The 16419-nt window shown below is 65.2% G+C and carries 18 protein-coding genes; 12 read left to right on the forward strand and 6 right to left on the reverse strand.

Annotation, left to right across the window (positions count from 1 at the left end; genetic code table 11):
• Positions 1 to 71 precede the first annotated feature (71 nt).
• The 7 genes from ACTJI5_RS02265 to ACTJI5_RS02295 are packed head-to-tail and all read left to right on the forward strand — an operon-like array spanning position 72 to position 5299.
• Positions 72 to 704 (forward strand): phosphoribosylanthranilate isomerase, encoded by a 633-nt coding sequence (locus tag ACTJI5_RS02265; protein ID WP_440859248.1) that lies wholly within the window; start codon positions 72 to 74, stop codon positions 702 to 704.
• A complete protein-coding gene (gene trpB / locus ACTJI5_RS02270; protein ID WP_058538395.1) occupies positions 701 to 1912 on the forward strand; it encodes a tryptophan synthase subunit beta in 1212 nt (403 codons plus the stop codon). Before ACTJI5_RS02265 ends, trpB begins: the two co-directional genes overlap by 4 nt.
• Positions 1912 to 2103 (forward strand): hypothetical protein, encoded by a 192-nt coding sequence (locus ACTJI5_RS02275; protein ID WP_058538394.1) that lies wholly within the window; start codon positions 1912 to 1914, stop codon positions 2101 to 2103. Before trpB ends, ACTJI5_RS02275 begins: the two co-directional genes overlap by 1 nt.
• Entirely contained in the window at positions 2100 to 2891 is a 792-nt protein-coding gene (trpA, locus tag ACTJI5_RS02280) for a tryptophan synthase subunit alpha (protein WP_440859249.1), read from the forward strand. The genes ACTJI5_RS02275 and trpA overlap by 4 nt, the downstream gene beginning before the upstream one ends.
• Positions 2888 to 3739: an acetyl-CoA carboxylase, carboxyltransferase subunit beta gene (gene accD, locus ACTJI5_RS02285; RefSeq protein ID WP_310253879.1), complete on the forward strand. Its 852-nt coding sequence runs from the start codon at positions 2888 to 2890 to the stop codon at positions 3737 to 3739. The genes trpA and accD overlap by 4 nt, the downstream gene beginning before the upstream one ends.
• A complete protein-coding gene (locus ACTJI5_RS02290; protein WP_058538391.1) occupies positions 3736 to 3981 on the forward strand; it encodes a DUF6959 family protein in 246 nt (81 codons plus the stop codon). The genes accD and ACTJI5_RS02290 overlap by 4 nt, the downstream gene beginning before the upstream one ends.
• A 1-nt stretch (position 3982) precedes the next feature.
• Positions 3983 to 5299 (forward strand): bifunctional folylpolyglutamate synthase/dihydrofolate synthase, encoded by a 1317-nt coding sequence (locus tag ACTJI5_RS02295; RefSeq protein WP_440859250.1) that lies wholly within the window; start codon positions 3983 to 3985, stop codon positions 5297 to 5299.
• On the opposite strand, the gene ACTJI5_RS02300 is transcribed toward ACTJI5_RS02295, so the two are convergent.
• Positions 5271 to 6980, reverse strand: a complete 1710-nt coding sequence (locus ACTJI5_RS02300) for an AmpG family muropeptide MFS transporter (RefSeq protein WP_440859251.1) — start codon at positions 6978 to 6980, stop codon at positions 5271 to 5273. The two genes, ACTJI5_RS02295 and ACTJI5_RS02300, sit on opposite strands and share 29 nt — an antisense overlap.
• A 124-nt stretch (positions 6981 to 7104) precedes the next feature.
• Complete coding sequence (locus ACTJI5_RS02305) at positions 7105 to 7542, reverse strand: response regulator transcription factor (protein ID WP_058538604.1); 438 nt, start codon at positions 7540 to 7542, stop codon at positions 7105 to 7107.
• Positions 7543 to 7697: 155 nt separating this feature from the next.
• Here ACTJI5_RS02305 and ACTJI5_RS02310 point away from each other — a divergent pair, with 155 nt between their 5' ends.
• Genes ACTJI5_RS02310 through ACTJI5_RS02320 form a run of 3 tightly spaced genes read left to right on the forward strand, consistent with a single transcriptional unit; the run spans position 7698 to position 10077 of the window.
• Positions 7698 to 8546: a pseudouridine synthase gene (locus ACTJI5_RS02310; RefSeq protein WP_440859252.1), complete on the forward strand. Its 849-nt coding sequence runs from the start codon at positions 7698 to 7700 to the stop codon at positions 8544 to 8546.
• On the forward strand, positions 8546 to 9097 hold the full coding sequence (gene rsmD / locus ACTJI5_RS02315; protein ID WP_440859253.1) for a 16S rRNA (guanine(966)-N(2))-methyltransferase RsmD: 552 nt from the start codon (positions 8546 to 8548) through the stop codon (positions 9095 to 9097). Before ACTJI5_RS02310 ends, rsmD begins: the two co-directional genes overlap by 1 nt.
• A 50-nt stretch (positions 9098 to 9147) precedes the next feature.
• Entirely contained in the window at positions 9148 to 10077 is a 930-nt protein-coding gene (locus ACTJI5_RS02320; RefSeq protein WP_058538386.1) for a DMT family transporter, read from the forward strand.
• Here the strand turns inward: ACTJI5_RS02320 and ACTJI5_RS02325 are convergent.
• From ACTJI5_RS02325 to ACTJI5_RS02340, 4 genes are all read right to left on the reverse strand, one after another.
• Positions 10061 to 11332, reverse strand: coding sequence for an MFS transporter (locus ACTJI5_RS02325; RefSeq protein WP_440859283.1), 1272 nt, complete (start codon positions 11330 to 11332; stop codon positions 10061 to 10063). The genes ACTJI5_RS02320 and ACTJI5_RS02325 overlap by 17 nt on opposite strands.
• Positions 11333 to 11411: 79 nt before the next feature.
• Positions 11412 to 11978 (reverse strand): septal ring lytic transglycosylase RlpA family protein, encoded by a 567-nt coding sequence (locus ACTJI5_RS02330; protein ID WP_440859254.1) that lies wholly within the window; start codon positions 11976 to 11978, stop codon positions 11412 to 11414.
• Between the two features lie 70 nt (positions 11979 to 12048).
• Complete coding sequence (gene map / locus ACTJI5_RS02335; RefSeq protein WP_440859255.1) at positions 12049 to 12828, reverse strand: type I methionyl aminopeptidase; 780 nt, start codon at positions 12826 to 12828, stop codon at positions 12049 to 12051.
• A 1-nt stretch (position 12829) separates the two neighbouring features.
• Positions 12830 to 13036 carry a ParD-like family protein gene (locus tag ACTJI5_RS02340; protein WP_336446000.1) on the reverse strand — a complete coding sequence of 69 codons (207 nt, stop codon included), beginning with the start codon at positions 13034 to 13036 and terminating at the stop codon, positions 12830 to 12832.
• 132 nt (positions 13037 to 13168) lie between these two features.
• On the opposite strand from ACTJI5_RS02340, the gene ACTJI5_RS02345 reads away from it, so the two are divergent.
• Together ACTJI5_RS02345 and ACTJI5_RS02350 are read left to right on the forward strand one after the other, a co-directional pair.
• Positions 13169 to 14053 carry a Rossmann-like and DUF2520 domain-containing protein gene (locus ACTJI5_RS02345; protein WP_440859256.1) on the forward strand — a complete coding sequence of 295 codons (885 nt, stop codon included), beginning with the start codon at positions 13169 to 13171 and terminating at the stop codon, positions 14051 to 14053.
• A gap of 10 nt (positions 14054 to 14063) precedes the next feature.
• Positions 14064 to 16376: an ATP-dependent helicase gene (locus ACTJI5_RS02350; protein WP_231732689.1), complete on the forward strand. Its 2313-nt coding sequence runs from the start codon at positions 14064 to 14066 to the stop codon at positions 16374 to 16376.
• The last annotated feature ends 43 nt before the right edge of the window (positions 16377 to 16419 follow it).

Below are 16419 nucleotides of genomic sequence, written 5' to 3' on the forward strand. Positions count from 1 at the left end.
CATCGGAGCAGCGCAAGATCGAGGGGCCTCTCGACTTCGCTCGATGCGAACGGACAAATTAGAGTCTGACCATGCCCCCACTCGTCAAAATCTGCGGCCTCAAGACGATCGAAGAGGTCGATGCCGCCATCCGTCACGGCGCGACGCACATCGGCCTCAATCACTATGAGCCGAGCCCGCGCTATGTCGACCTCAAGACCGCGGCCGAGCTGCGCAAACGCGCGGGCGCGGCCGACATCAAGGTTGCGCTGCTGTTGGTCAACGCACCGCAGCAACTCACCGGCGACGCGCTCGGCATGGTGCGCCCCGACATCGTCCAGTTCCACGGCACCGAAACCCCCGAATGGCTGGGTGTCGTAAAGCGGCTGACACCCGCCGAAGTGTGGAAGGCCATCGGCCTTAAGGACGCCGACACGCTCGTGCGGATGCAGAAATATCATGGCGTCGCCGATCGCATCCTGTTCGATGCGCCCGCCGCCGCCATGCCGGGCGGCACCGGCACGCGTTTCGACTGGTCGCTGCTCAAAAACCATCGCCACGGCATCGACTGGGGCATTGCGGGCGGCCTCACCCCCGAGAATGTCGCGCAGGCCATCGCAGAAACCGGCGCGCCGCTCGTCGACGTTTCGTCGGGCGTCGAAAGCGCGCCGGGCGTCAAGGATGTGGACAAGATCGCGGCTTTCCTTAAAGCGGCGGGTCGATGACCGACTTACCCAACAGCCTTCGCTCCGGCCCCGACGAACGCGGCCATTTCGGCCAGTTCGGCGGCCGCTATGTCGCCGAAACGCTGATGCCGCTGATCCTCGATCTCGAGCGTCACTATCGCGCCGCGCAGGCCGACCCCGCGTTCAAGGCCGAGTTCGACTATCTGCTCAAACATTATGTCGGGCGCCCGAGCCCGCTGTGGTTCGCCGAACGGCTGACCGAGCATCTTGGCGGCGCGAAGATCTACCTCAAGCGCGAGGATCTCAACCACACCGGCGCACACAAGATCAACAATTGCATCGGCCAGATCCTGCTCGCCAAGCGCATGGGCAAGACGAAGATCATCGCCGAAACCGGCGCCGGCCAGCACGGCGTCGCGACCGCAACCGTCGCCGCGCTGTTCGGCCTGCCCTGCACCATCTTCATGGGCGCGGTCGATGTTGCACGCCAGCAGCCGAACGTGTTCCGCATGAAATTGCTCGGCGCCGAAGTCGTCGCAGTCGAATCGGGCGCCAAGACGCTGAAGGATGCGATGAACGAGGCGCTGCGCCATTGGGTCGCGAACGTCCACGACACCTTTTACATCATCGGCACCGTCGCGGGCCCGCACCCCTATCCCGAGCTCGTCCGCGATTTCCAGTCGGTGATCGGCGACGAAGCGCGTGAACAGATCCTTGAGGCCGAAGGTCGCCTCCCCGACATGCTGATCGCTCCCGTCGGCGGCGGATCGAACGCGATCGGCCTCTTCCATCCCTTCCTCGACGATGCAGACGTCGAAATCGTCGGCGTCGAGGCCGCGGGCGAAGGGCTCGACAAGAAGCACGCCGCCAGCCTCGCGGGCGGGCGCCCAGGCATTCTCCACGGCAACAAGACCTATCTGTTGCAGGACGAGGACGGCCAGATCACCGAGGCGCACAGCATCTCGGCGGGTCTCGACTATCCCGGCATCGGCCCCGAACATAGCTGGCTCCACGAAATCGGCCGCGTCCGCTACGAACCCGTCACTGACGATGAAGCGCTCGCGAGCTTCCAGAAGCTCACCAAGCTCGAAGGCATCATTCCGGCGCTCGAATCCGCTCACGCGATCGCCGCCGCCGAACGCATCGCCCCGACGCTGGGCAAGGACAAGATCATCATCGTCAACTGCTCGGGCCGCGGCGACAAGGATATCTTCACCGTGGCGGATGCGCTGGGGGTGGAGCTGTAATGCAATCGAAGCCGGTTCGGATTTTTACCGATTTCTGCCTCTTTCTGGTCGTCTTGTCGTTCGCCGACCTGCTGTTTCGGCATGGCTTGAATTTCGACGCCTGGAATCTCGCCTCCGCAAGACTGGCCTATAATGCGAGCATTGCTGCCGTGTTCGCGATTGTCTTTTATTTGAGGGCGCCTTCCCGATGACCCGCTTCGCCGCCTCCTTCGCCAAGCCCCATCCCGCGCTTGTGGCCTTCATTACCGCGGGCGACGGCGACACCGCCGCGAACCTCGACGCGCTCGTCGCGGGGGGCGCCGATGTGATCGAGCTTGGCATGCCCTTCACCGATCCGATGGCCGACGGCCCCGCGATCCAGGCCGCGAATTTGCGCAGCCTCGCGAAAGGCACGACCACCGCCGACATCTTCGCCATCGCTACCGATTTCCGGCAGCGCCATCCCGAAACCCCGCTTGTCCTGATGGGTTACGCAAACCCGATGACGATCCGCGGCGCCGACTGGTTCGCCGCGGAATGCGCCAAGGCCGGCGTCGATGGCGTGATCTGTGTCGACATTCCGTCAGAGGAGGACGCCGAACTCGGCCCGAGCCTTCGCGCTGCTGGCGTTGACCTGATTCGTCTTGCCACGCCCACCACCGACCCGGCGCGCTTGCCCGCGGTGCTCGATGGCGCGGGTGGTTTCCTTTATTATGTCTCGGTCGCCGGGATCACCGGCCAGCAACAAGCGGCGCAGGCGAGCATCGACGAAGCTGTTGCACGCCTCAAAGCCGCCACCGACCTTCCCGTCGCCGTAGGGTTTGGCGTCCGCACCCCCGAACAGGCGGCCCCGATCGCCAAGGTCGCCGACGGCGTCGTCGTCGGATCGGCCTTCATCGACATCATCGCGCAGCATGGCGACGCCGCCGCGCCTTATGTCGAGACCTTCACCCGTTCGCTCGCCGATGCTATCCACGGCGCAAAGGAGATCGCCGCATGAGCTGGCTCGACCGCGTTCGCAACGCGCTGCCCTTCGGGGCGAAACGCGACACCGCCGACAATCTCTGGCACAAATGTCGCCAGTGCCAGCAGATGGTGTTCGTCAAGGAATGGGAAGACAATCTCAACGTCTGCCCGCGCTGCGATCATCACGACCGCATCGGCGCGACCGAGCGTTTCGCGCAGCTGTTCGATGGCGGCCTCCACGAACTGATCAGCGCACCAGCGGCGCCCGAAGACCCGCTGAAGTTTCGCGACACCAAGAAATATGTCGACCGCATCAAGGCGGCGCGCGCGCAGACCGGCGACCGCGATGCCTATCAGAATGCGGCGGGCAAGATCGACGGCCAACCCGTCGTGATCGGCGTCCAGGATTTTGCCTTCATGGGCGGATCGATGGGCGTCGCCGTGGGCGAAGCTTTCGTCGCCGGGGTCGAGGAAGCGATCAGGCGCGGCTGTCCCTATCTCGCAATCACCGCCGCCGGCGGCGCGCGCATGCAGGAGGGTACGCTGTCGCTGATGCAGATGCCGCGCGCCACCGTCGCGCTCGCGCGCCTGCGCCGCGCCGGCCTTCCCTATATTGTGCTCCTGACCGATCCGACCACGGGCGGCGTCACCGCCAGCTATGCGATGCTCGGCGATATCCAGATCAGCGAGCCCAAGGCATTGATCGGCTTTGCGGGTCAGCGCGTAATCGAGAATACGATCCGCGAAAAACTGCCCGAAGGTTTCCAGCGCGCCGAATATCTGCTCGATCACGGGATGATCGATATGGTCGTGCATCGCAAGGAATTGCCCGAGACGCTGGGACGACTGATCGGCTATCTCGCGCCCGAGAAGGCGGCATGAGCACGGCAACGTTGCTCTCGCCAGCAACAAACTATGCGGTTGTCCAACTCCCCGGCCGGAATTTTCCGGGCGTTGTTGTCCAAGGCGATTCCTTGAACAATTTGGTCAGCCTGTTGGATTCAGCTTTGCTCGATGAAAATGAGCGAATGGATTTGATTGCGGAAGCGTTGGACATACTGAAGGGCGCGCGAAACAGGTACGAAGAAACCTGTGTGAACGCAGGCATACCGCTTCCCTACTGATATGGCAGATCACGCTCGTTCCAGCGACCCTGCGGTGCAGGCCCAACTCGATCGCCTCGCAGCCCTATCACCGGGCCGCGACATCCTCGGGCTCGAGCGCATCGCCGAACTTTGCGCGCGTCTCGGTAACCCGCATCTTCAGCTTCCGCGCACCTTCCATGTCGCGGGGACCAACGGCAAGGGATCGACCTGTGCCTACCTCCGCGCGATCCTCGAAGCGAGCGGACGGCACGTCCACGCCTACACCAGCCCGCACCTTGTCCGCTTCAACGAACGCATCCGCCTCGCCGGAACGCTGATCGATGACGCGCTGCTCGCCGCCTTGCTCGAGGAGGTGCTCGACGAAGCCGCCGACCTGCAGGCGAGCTTCTTCGAGGTCACCACCGCCGCTGCCTTCCTCGCCTTCGCGCGCATCCCCGCCGACGATTGTATCATCGAGGTGGGCCTCGGCGGGCGGCTCGACGCCACCAACATCATTCCGCCGCCCGCGGTCTGCGGCATCGCCTCGCTCGGCATCGACCATGAAGCCTTCCTGCTGGCCCCCGAAACGGGAACACCCGACAATCCGGCGATGCGCATCGCGTGGGAAAAGGCGGGAATCATCAAACCCGACACGCCCGTGGCAACGTTCGACTATCCGCCGGGCGTGCGCGACATCATCGCCGCCAAGGTCGCCTCTGTCGGCGCCACGCTATTTCCCGAAGGGAACGGGTGGGCGATAGAGGCCAGCGGCGACAGCTTTCGCTGGACCTCGAAACTGGGTTCGGTAGCGGAGCCGATGCGTCCGCGCATGGCCGGGCCGCACCAGATGCGCAACGCCGGGCTCGCCATCGCGATGCTGCGCCTCGCCCCCGGTCCGCAGCCGACCGACGAAGCGATCGCGCACGGCGTCGCGGACGCCTTCTGGCCGGGCCGCATGCAGCGCCTCGGCACCGGCCCCCTCGCCGCGTTGTTGCCTGGCGGCACTGAAATCTGGCTCGACGGTGCGCATAATGTCGATGCGGGTCTCGCGCTCGCACGCCAGTTCGCGGACGAGCCGCGGCGCGTCCATCTGATCACCGGCATGCTCGCGAACAAGGATCCGGCGGCTATTGTCGCGCCGCTGGCCGATCGCCTCGCCAGCCTGACCGTCGTCCCCGTTCCGGGGCACGAGCATCATGGCGCCGCCGCGTTTGGCGCCGATGCGAAGGCGGCCGCTTCGGTTGCCGACGCACTGAGCGATCTCGCTGTCGATCCCGCGCGCGAAATCGTCCTGATCGCCGGCTCGCTCTATCTCGCCGGCGAAGTGCTCAGCGCGAACCTGCAGTTTCCGGACTGACGGCCTGAGGCGACGCTTCGGGTATCTCGACCTCGCCCGCCGTACCGATCGAGCGATCGACCAGCCCCGACCGCATCATCCACCAGAAGATCAGGATGCCGGGAACCGCCAAAGCAGTCGTCAGGAGATAGAAATCGACATAGCCGAACTGTTCGATCAGCTGGCCCGCGCTGGTCCCGGTGAGGAACCGCCCGAGGATACTCGCGGCGGCCGAGAAAAGCGCGAAGTGAGTCGCGGTAAAGCGCAGATCGGCCAGTGCCGACAGATAGGCGACAACGCAGACGCCGCCGATCCCGCTGGCGAAATTCTCGAACCCGATCGCGCCGGCCATGCCCCAATTGCTGTGCCCGGCAGCGGCAAGGCCCGCAAAGCTGAAATTCGAAATCGCCATCAGGACGAGGCTGAGCAACACCGACCGTTTCATGCCGAGCCGCGCGTAGATGATCCCGCCGACGAACACCCCGGCGAGCAGCGCCCAGAAACCCAGGCCGACATCGTAAAAGGCGATTTCGTCATTGGTGTAGCCGAGATCCTCGAACAGCAACCTGAAGGTCAGGTTGGCGAGCGTGTCGCCGATCTTGTGGAGCAGCAGGAAGAAGAGGATCAGGATTGCCCCCTCGCGCGAGAAAAATTCCGCCAGCGGCCCGACCGCGCCCTTGTCGGCGGCCTGCCCTTCGCGCGATTTAGTCGGCAGCGCGAGCAGCGCCCCGATGACGAGCGCTCCCACGGCAAGGACGACCCAAAGCAGCGTCGACCCGACATAGGCCGCGATCGTCCCCCAATCCGCCGCCAGCACCGCGACCAGCGCCAGCGCCGGCAGCGCGATGATCCAGTTGATGTGCCCGCTCCACCCGATGTCACGGGCGCGCCGGGCACTCAGGTCGAACAATGGGAACAAATATCCGACCAGGACCATCAGCGTCAGGATGTCGACGCCGAGCCATAGGTCGATCTGCCGCGCGATCAGAAACGCAACCGGGAAGCTGCCAATGAAGAGCGCGTAGTGGGCACGCGACAGGAACGCCGGCCAATGCCGCCCGATCTTGCGTTCGGGCTCGCCCATCACCAACCCGGTGATGATTGCCGGGAGGACCAGCGCGGCGCACACCATATAGGCAACGCCCCAACCGGCGCGTTCGGCGACAACGAGCGCCAGGGCGCCCGCCACCGCCGCACCGATGCGCCAGCCATATTGCGACATGCCCGACCCCGTGCCCAATTGTTCTGGCGCAAGCAGTTCGATGCGATAGGCGTCGATTACGATGTCATAGGTCGCGCCGGCGAGTCCGACCGCGATCGCCGCGAGCGCGACGACCGCAAGCGACGCCTTTGGATCGAGATTGCCCAGCACCGACACAGCGACGAAAACAAGCGCGCCGACAAGGATCAGCCACGATCGCCGCTGGCCGATCCGCCCGAGGACAGGGATGCGGAATCGGTCGATCGCGGGGGCCCATGCCCATTTCAGATTATAGGCGAGAAAGGTCAGCGCAAAGGCGGTGACGGATGACTTCTCGATACCGTCCTGCGCGAGCCGTGTCGTCAGCGTCGCGCCGATCATCGCGAACGGGAAACCCGACGATATGCCAAGGAACAGTGCAGCAAGGGGCGCAGGCTCCAGATAGGGTCGCAGACTGTCGCGCCACCCCTTCGGTGCCGGCATCGCCGCATCTGTCGCCATCATATTCCCCCTTTTAGACCTGTGACGGGCCGCGGCCGGTCATATCTTGGCCTAAAGCGTTGGGGACAAATTGGAAGCGGCTAATTGGCTGCCGATCCGCCGTGCGCGGTCGGTCCGTCGCATCTCACGCCGCTTCGGGACGCCAAAAGGTCGTGAGGCCGCTGACCTTGCGCGGCGCCTGATTCTTGCACGCCATCGTCTCGACCGCACGCAGCGCCGCGACGAGCGCAGAGGCGCTGTGCGGCTTGCCGAGGCAGGCGACCGCGATGTCGGCGCCGTCCTCGGGGCACTGGCCGGTCACCAGCAGCACTGCAATACCGCGATCGCGTGCGAGACGCGCGACCTCGCGCCCCGTCATATGGCCCGCCAGCCCCAGATCCAGAACGACCGCGTCGATCGGCTCGGCGGCCATAATCGCCACCGCGGCCTCGCCCGAATCGACCGTTGCGACGATGTCGTACCCGCTGAGTTTCAACGTGTGCTCATTGTCGAACGCGGTCAGCGGATCATCCTCGATGATCAGCAACCGCTTGATGCAGGTGGGGCGGTGGGCGAAGAGCATGACGACTCCCTTTAACATCGCCATGACTCGCTCCGCGCCGTCCTGCAAGATTGCTTCTGCTTGCCATCGACGAAGCGAGTCTTTTCCGGCTATGAGCGTGATCACAACGCAACACTATTTTCCTTGAAAACGACAAGAAAGCCGCATCCGTTCCGATGACGACACGCCGTCCACCCCGCTCGACGCCTCGCCCCACCGCAGACCGCGACGCCCCCAAGGGCCGCCGCGCCGCACGCGGCGCCGCAACCGCGCTCAAAACCAAACCCGCCGAGGCCGAGCGCGAGGACGGACCGCAGCGCATCGCCAAACTGCTCGCGCGCGCCGGCGTCGGCTCGCGCCGCGACGTCGAACGCATGGTTGAAGAAGGCCGCATCGCGCTCAATGGGCAGGTCATCGTCCATCCCGCCCCGCTGCTCACCTCGCTCGAAGGATTGACCGTCGACGGCAACCCAGTTGCCAAGCCCGTCTCGACGCGCCTCTACCGCTTCAACAAGCCCGCGGGCTGCATCACCGCGGCGCGCGATCCCAAGGGACGCAAAACGATCTACGATCTGCTGCCCAAGGACCTGCCGCGCCTGATGCCCGTCGGCCGTCTCGACTATAATACCGAGGGGCTTTTGCTCCTCACCAACGACGGCGAATTCAAGCGCCAGCTCGAACTGCCCGCGAGCGGCGTCGAGCGCACCTATCGCGCGCGCGCGTTCGGCGACATCAGCCAAGCGCAGCTCGAGGAGCTCGCGATGGGGATCGAGATCGACGGCGTCCGCTACGGCAAGATCGACGCCAACCTCGAACGCCGCACGGGCCGCAACCAGTGGGTCGAAATGACGCTGACCGAAGGCAAGAACCGTGAAGTCCGCAAGGTGCTCGAACATTTCGGGTTGCAGGTCAGCCGCCTGATCCGCACGCGTTACGGCGCGTTCGAACTCGGCGGCATGCCGCTCGGCGCGGTCGATGTCGTCCCGCGCGACGAATTGTTCAGGTTCCGGCGGCACCTCGGGTGATGCGCGTCATCGCTGGCGAATGGCGCGGCCGCAAGCTGCTCGCGCCCAAGAATGACGCGACGCGCCCGACCGCCGACCGCACGCGCGAGACGCTCTTCTCGATGCTGACGAGCCGCGTCGGCAGTTTCGAGGGACTGGTCGTCGCCGATCTCTTCGCGGGGTCGGGCGCGCTCGGGATCGAGGCGCTGTCGCGCGGCGCCGAACAATGCCTGTTCGCCGAGCAGGATCGCGACGCGCTCGACGTGTTGCGCAAGAATCTGGGCGCATTGGAGGCCACCGCAAGCGCCGACATCCGCGCCGGCTCGGTGATGAGCCTCGGCCCCGCCAAGCGCACCTACGATCTGCTGTTGCTCGACGCGCCCTACGACACCGGAGCGGGCAGCGTCGCGCTCGATAAGCTCAACCGCCTCGGCTGGATCGGCGCCGACAGCTGGGTGTCGATCGAGACCGCGCACAATGAAGCGGTCGACGTCGCAGGCTTCGAGATCGATGCCGAACGCAAGGTCGGCAAGGCGAAGCTGACGCTGCTGGTCCGGGCGGGCCGGCTTTGACCGCAAGAAGCGGGATGCTTCGCCGTTCCGTTCGCCGCTAGGGCCCCGTCATGACAGCACCGATCAACTTCCGGATGGGCGCCGCCGAATGGGGCATGTTGATCCTGCTCTCGATCCTGTGGGGAGGCTCCTTCTTCTTTCTGGGCATAGCGCTGCGCGAGGTTCCGCCCTTCACCCTGGTCCTCGCCCGCCTTGGCCTCTCATCGTTGCTGATGCTGGGCTTCATGGCCGCTACCCGCCGCGTTATGCCGCGCCGCGCCGGGCTTTGGCCCGCGCTTTTTCTTCTCGCCCTGCTCAACACTGCGCTCCCCTTCTCGCTTTTCGCCTATGCGCAGACCCAGATCGCAAGCGGCCTCGCCTCGATTCTCAACGCGACCACCCCGCTCTGGGGCGTGATCGTCGCGCATCTTTTCACCCCCGATGAAAAGGCCACGCCCGCGAAACTCGTCGGTGTCGGCGCGGGCATCGCCGGGGTCGCGGTAATGATCGGCGGCGGTGCGCTGTCGGGGGTAGGCACCAGCCTCTCCGCACAACTCGCCTGCCTTGGCGCGACCTTCTGCTACGCGCTCGCCGGGGTTTACGGCCGCCGGTTCCGCGCTTGGGGCGTCGGCCCGCTCGACGTCGCGACGGGGCAGCTTGTCGCGGGCACACTGCTCATTTTGCCGGTCGCGCTGTTCGTCGACGCCCCGTGGCAGCTTGCCCTTCCCGGCACGACCACGCTCTTTGCGATCGGCGGGCTCGCGCTGCTTTCGACAACGGTCGCCTATTTCCTCTATTTCAGCCTGATCGCGCGCGCCGGTGCGACCAACGCGCTGCTCGTCACGCTCCTCATTCCGGTCACCGCGATCCTCCTCGGCACCCTGCTGCTCGGCGAAGTGCTACTACCGCGGCACTGGATCGGTATGGCGCTGATCGCCGCAGGTCTCGTCGCGATCGACGGCCGCCTCTTCGACCGTTTTCGCGTCAGGCGTCCCGCCTGATCCCCCGCCGCCGGACCATCAGCAGACCCAGCCAGCTCACCACGCCCGCGATCGCGAGATAGAAGCCAACCGTGGCGGTCCCACCCCATTCGGCGAGCGCCTGCGCGATGATCGGCGCCATCGCGCCGCCCAATATCCCGCCCGCATTGAAAGCGACCGACGCGCCGGTATAGCGGACATGCACAGGAAACAGGCCGGTCAGCCAGCTGCCGAGCGGGCCATAAACGAGCCCCATCACAAAGAGCGCCGTCGCGAGGCCAAGGAAGATGAGCAGCCAGCTTCCCGACGCCAGCGCCGGCCCGAACACAAACCCCACGAGCACCGTCGCGCCGCAGCCCCAGGTCAATACGCGCTGTTCGCTCGACACGTCGCTGACATAGCCTGCGAAAATGATTCCCACCGCCATGAACAGGATCGCGCCGAGCTGGATCAGCAGGAACTGCTCCTTGGGATATCCAAGCGTCTGCGTCCCGTGCCCGAGCGCAAAGCTCGTCGCGAGATAGAAAATCGCGAAACAGGCGACCACCGCGAACGTCCCTGCGAGCGTCGCAACCAGATGATGCCGGAACAGGTCGCCGAGCGGCACCGCGACCGGCGCCTTATTCTCCAGCGCCTCGGCAAAGTCGGGCGTCTCGGTGATCTTGAGCCGCACCCACAGCCCCAGCCCGACGAGCACCGCCGACAGCAGGAACGGAATGCGCCAGCCCCACGCGGCGAAATCTGCGTCGCTGAGGCCCAGCCCGAGTAACAGGAACAGTCCGTTCGCCGCGATGAAACCCACCGGCGCCCCCAATTGCGGGAACATCCCAAAGCGCGATTTCCACCCCGGCGGCGCATTCTCGACCGCGAGCAGCGCCGCCCCGCCCCATTCGCCCCCGAGCCCGAAGCCCTGCCCAAAGCGCAGGATGCAGAGCAAGAGCGGCGCGATCCACCCAACCATCGCATAGGTCGGCAGGAAGGCGATCAGCAACGTCGACGCGCCCATCAGCATCAGTGAAGCGACAAGCGTCGACTTGCGCCCGATCCGGTCGCCATAATGGCCGAAGACGATCGCCCCCACCGGCCGCGCGAAGAAAGCAAGGCCAAAGGTCATGAAGCTGTACATCAGCTGCGCCGAGTCCGAACTTTTCGGGAAAAAAAGCGGCCCGAATACAAGCGCCGCCGCGGTGCCATAGATATAGAAATCGTAAAATTCGACCGCGGTGCCGACAAGGCTCGCGGTCAGGATGCGCCGATGCGCGCGATAGGGTGCCAGATCCAAGGTGAACGCCTTTCGATATCGGCGCCGCTTTGAACGCGTTCCCCGGTCCGGCGCAAGCCGGAATGCGCTCCGCCTAGCGCCCCTTCACCGGAAGCTGTGCCCTAAGCCGTTGTAGTTCCTGCCCCGACAAAGGCTGGAGCCCCTTGGCGGGCTTGCCCTCGCGAAGCCGTTTGCGGTCCTTTTCCGACGGTTCGACACGGCGCACGCGCACCGGGGCGTGGCCCTGTGCCTTGATACCGAGCTCTTCGGCGGCGCCGCGCGAGAGGTCGATGATCCGCCCGAGCGCAAATGGGCCACGATCGTTGACGCGCACGAGGACACGGCGGCCGGTGTCGAGCGCGGTCACCTCGACATAGGTCGGCAAAGGCAGCGTCGTGTGTGCCGCGGTGATCCAGCCCGGACGGAATTGTTCGCCATTGGCTGTGCGGTCGCCGGACTCGCTACCGTACCAGCTGGCATAGCCGACCGCGTCATAGGCGGGGGCGGCGGCGGGCACATAGGTCGTGCCGCGGATCGAATAGGCTGGCCCGATCCGGACCGGCGCGTCGGCCACGGGCCGGAAATTGCCGCCGGCACAGGCCGAAAGAATCGAAATCACCGCGGCGGCGCTCGCCAGCCGGATTGTGGGATATGCGTGCATCGCCCGACCGTAGATGCAGAGAATGTCAAGATAAAGTCCCGACCTTCGCTAAAGGACGCCCGTCGGGATATTACCCCCGTCGTTCCAGCATCGGTGTCTCGTCGCGGCGCAGCGTCAAGACCTCGACGCCATTGCCCGTCACGGCGACCGTATGTTCGAATTGGGCGGAGAGTTTGCGGTCGTTGGTCACGACGGTCCATCCGTCGCGTGCCGTCGTAACCTTGCGGGTGCCCTGATTCACCATCGGCTCGATGGTAAAGACCATGCCCTCGCGCAGCTTCAGGCCCGTTCCCGGCCTTCCGTAATTCAGCACCTGCGGCTCCTCGTGCATCTCGCGACCGATGCCGTGCCCGCAATATTCTCGCACGACCGAATAGCCGTTCTTTTTGGCATGCCGCTCGATCGCGAAGCCGATGTCCCCCAGATACGCCCCGGGGCGCACCTGGCCGATGCCCTTCCACATGGCCTCCTGCGCGACGCGCGCCAGCCGCCTTGCCGCCGGCGGAACATCGCCCACCAGATAGGTCTTGCTCGAATCGGCGATGAAGCCGTTCTTTTCGAGCGTGATGTCGAGGTTGATGATGTCGCCGTCGCGGATGATATCGTCCGGATCGGGCACGCCGTGACAGACGACATGGTTGATCGAGCAGTTCAGGACATATTGGAACCCATATTGCCCCTTGCTCGCCGGACGGGCGGCAAGGTCGACGCTGATGAAGCGATCGACAAGGTCGTTGACCTGCATCGTCGACATGCCGGTCAGGTCCAGCCCGTCCAGCATTTCGAAAACCGACGCCAGCAGCTTGCCCGATACGCGCATCAGCGCCAGTTCGTCCGGGGTCTTGACCATGTCAGGCGGCGGCCGCATCCGCGAGGCGCAGCTGCGCCGCAACGAGTTGCGATTGCACGATATCGTTGAAGGACAGCGTCGGATTGGCTTCGGCCAGCATGCCGATCTTCATCCAGAACTCGGCCTGCGCATTGATCGACCGGCACATTACCGTGCTGGCGCGCCGCGCTTCTTCATGCAGGTCGTCGTCGATTTTAACAATGCCCATGGGCTTCTCTTCCAGTTGATCGATATACGAATCATATATGATCCGTATGCACTTCGGTCAATCGAAAGCCGTGACCAAAGAGGCCCGTTCGCCACATTGGCGAAACCGCCGCCGACACGTTACAGCGCTGGCATGGACAATCCCCCATCCCGCCAGTTCGGTATCATCGGCGCGGGCCGCGTCGCGCAGGCGCTCGCCATCGTGTTCGCAGCGCATTCGGCCGTCCCGCCGCTGCTCTGGAGCCGCTCCCCCGAACGCGCACGCGCTGCCGCGGCGCGGATCGGCCGTGCCGACGTCGCCGCGGGCGCCGATCGCGTGATGGCCGCGTGCGATATCATCGCTATCGCGGTGTCGGACGACGCCTTGGCAGAGGTTGCCTCTGACATTGGAAAGATGCTGCCGACGGGCCGCACGCCCTTCGTCTTCCACGTCAGCGGACGCAGCGGCGCGGCGATTCTCGAACCCGTCCGCGCGGCGGGCGGACTGACGGCAGCGGTGCATCCCGCGATGACCTTCACCGGACACCCCGAAAGCGAGGCGCGGCGCATGGCCGGGGCGCGGTTCGCGATCACCGGCTCGACACCCAAAGCCACCGGTCAGGCCAAACATGTTGTCGGCCTATTGAACGGCGTCGCCGTCGAAATCGCCGAGGAACGGCGCGCGCTCTATCACGCCGCATTGTGCCATGCGTCCAACCATCTGGTGACGCTGATCGCCGGCGCATCGGACGCGCTGACCGACGCCGGGGTCGACGATCCGGCGGCGTTGCTCGCTCCGCTTGTCCGGGCAGCGCTGGAAAACAGTCTCGATCAGGGTTTTGCAGGTTTATCGGGGCCGTTGCTGCGCGGCGATGACCGGACGATAAGCGACCATATCGACGCGCTCGCCGCCTATTCGCCGAAGCTTCTGCCCGCCTATCGCGCAATGGCGCTCGCCACGATCGACGAGTTGAGGCGCACCGGAACGGGCGCTTCCTCTCGCCTCACCGCACTGGACAGCCTGCTCGCTGTTCCCTAATCGTTCGCGCGTGAACGATACCCCTGCCTCCCTGCCCGACCTGACCCGCCCCGACCCGTCGGACCCGCCCTATCTGCAGGGCCTCAACGGCCCGCAGCGCCAAGCGGTGCTGACCACCGAAGGCCCTGTGTTGATGCTTGCGGGCGCGGGCACGGGCAAGACCGCCGCGCTGACCGCGCGCCTCGCGCACATCATGGCGACGCGCCGTGCGTGGCCGTCCGAAATCCTCGCGGTGACCTTCACCAACAAGGCGGCGCGCGAAATGCGCGAACGCATCGGGCGGATGGTCGGCGACGTCGTCGAAGGCATGCCATGGCTCGGCACCTTCCACAGCATCGCGGCCAAGATGCTGCGCCGCCACGCCGAGCTTGTCGGCCTGCAGAGCAATTTCACCATCCTCGACACCGACGACCAGCTGCGCGTCCTCAAACAGCTGATTCAGGCCGAGGGACTCGACGAGAAACGCTGGCCCGCGCGCCAACTCGCCGGCCTCATCGACAAATGGAAAAACCGCGGGCTCGTTCCTGCCGACCTCGACGCCGCCGACAAGGAATCCTACGCCGACGGCAAAGGCCAGCATTTCTATGCGCTGTATCAGGCGCGGCTGAAGACGCTCAACGCCTGCGATTTCGGCGACCTTCTGCTGCACATGCTGGTGATCCTGAAGACGCACCGCGACGTGCTTGCGCAATATCAGGATCGCTTCAAATATATCCTCGTCGACGAATATCAGGACACCAATGCCAGCCAGTATCTCTGGCTCCGCCTGCTCGCGCAGCAACGGAAGAATATCTGCTGTGTCGGCGACGACGACCAGTCGATCTATTCGTGGCGCGGCGCCGAGGTCGCGAACATCCTGCGTTTCGAAAAGGATTTCCCCGGCGCGACCGTGATCCGCCTCGAACAGAATTATCGCTCGACGCCGCAAATCCTCGCGGCCGCCTCGGCGTTGATCGCGCAGAATTCGGGGCGCCTCGGCAAGACGCTGTGGACCGACCTCGAACCCGGCGACAAGCTCCGCGTCGTCGGCGTGTGGGACGGGCCCGAGGAAGCCCGGCGGATTGGCGAAGAGCTGGAGACGCTCCAGCGCCGCCGCGTGTCGCTGGAGCGCGCCGCAATCCTCGTCCGCGCGCAGTTCCAGACGCGCGAGTTCGAAGACCGCTTCATCGCCATCGGCATGCCGTACCGCATCGTCGGCGGCTTCCGCTTCTACGAACGCGCCGAAATCCGCGACGCGCTCGCCTATCTCCGCCTCGTCCAGTCGAGCGCCGACGATCTCGCCTTCGAACGGATCATCAACACCCCCAAGCGTGGGCTCGGCGACAAGGCGCTCGCGCGCATCCACCAGTTTGCGCGTATCGAGCAGGCGCCGCTCCTTCATGCCGCGTCGCGCATCACCGAAACCGACGAGCTGACGCCGCAGGCGCGCCGCCAGCTCGCGAATTTCATCGCCCAGATGCGCGGCTGGCAAACCAAGGCGAACGAGCTGTCGCATCCCGAGCTCACCCAGCTGATCCTCGACGAATCGGGCTATACCGCGATGCTCCAGGCCGACCGCAGCGTCGAGGCCGCGGGCCGGCTTGAGAACCTCTCCGAACTCGTCCGCGCGATGGAGGAATATGAATCGCTCGAGGCCTTCCTCGAACATGTCAGCCTCGTCATGGACCGCGACAACAACGATACGACCGAAACCGTTACGATCATGACGATCCACGCCGCCAAAGGGCTTGAGTTCGACCATGTCTTCCTTGCCGGATGGGAGGATGGCGTCTTCCCGTCGCAACGCTCGATGGACGAAGGCGGAGTGCAAAGCCTCGAAGAGGAGCGCCGCCTCGCCTATGTAGCGATCACACGCGCCCGCGAACGCGCGAGCATTTATCACGCCGCCAACCGGCGCATCTATGGCCAGTGGGTGAGCAGCATCCCCAGCCGCTTCATCGCCGAAATTCCGCCCGAGCATGTCGACAGCGAGAACAGCTTCGGCGGCGGCCAGAGCCTGTGGCGCGCCAACTGGTCGGCGCAGGGCGATCCCTTCGCGCATGTCGCCGAACGCCAGCCCGCGCGCACGATGACGCGCGGCCCGGCATGGCAGCGGGCGGCGGCGCAATCGTCGACGATAACCCGCGCGCCCGCGCCGTCGGAACGCGGCCCCGCCGCCTCGGTCGGTGCGAAGGCACGATCGGACCTCGCGATCGGGATGCGCGTGTTCCACGAGAAGTTCGGCTATGGCGACATCACGGACATCGACGGCAACAAGCTCGAAGTCGAGTTCGAACAAGCGGGCAGCAAGAGGGTATTGGACAGCTTCATCAAGCTCGCCTGAAATTGATTGTCTACTCTTTCAATTATGATATTTCATATCATGC

The organism is Sphingopyxis sp. 22461 (assembly GCF_052044915.1).
In the GTDB taxonomy this organism is placed as follows: Bacteria; Pseudomonadota; Alphaproteobacteria; order Sphingomonadales; family Sphingomonadaceae; genus Sphingopyxis.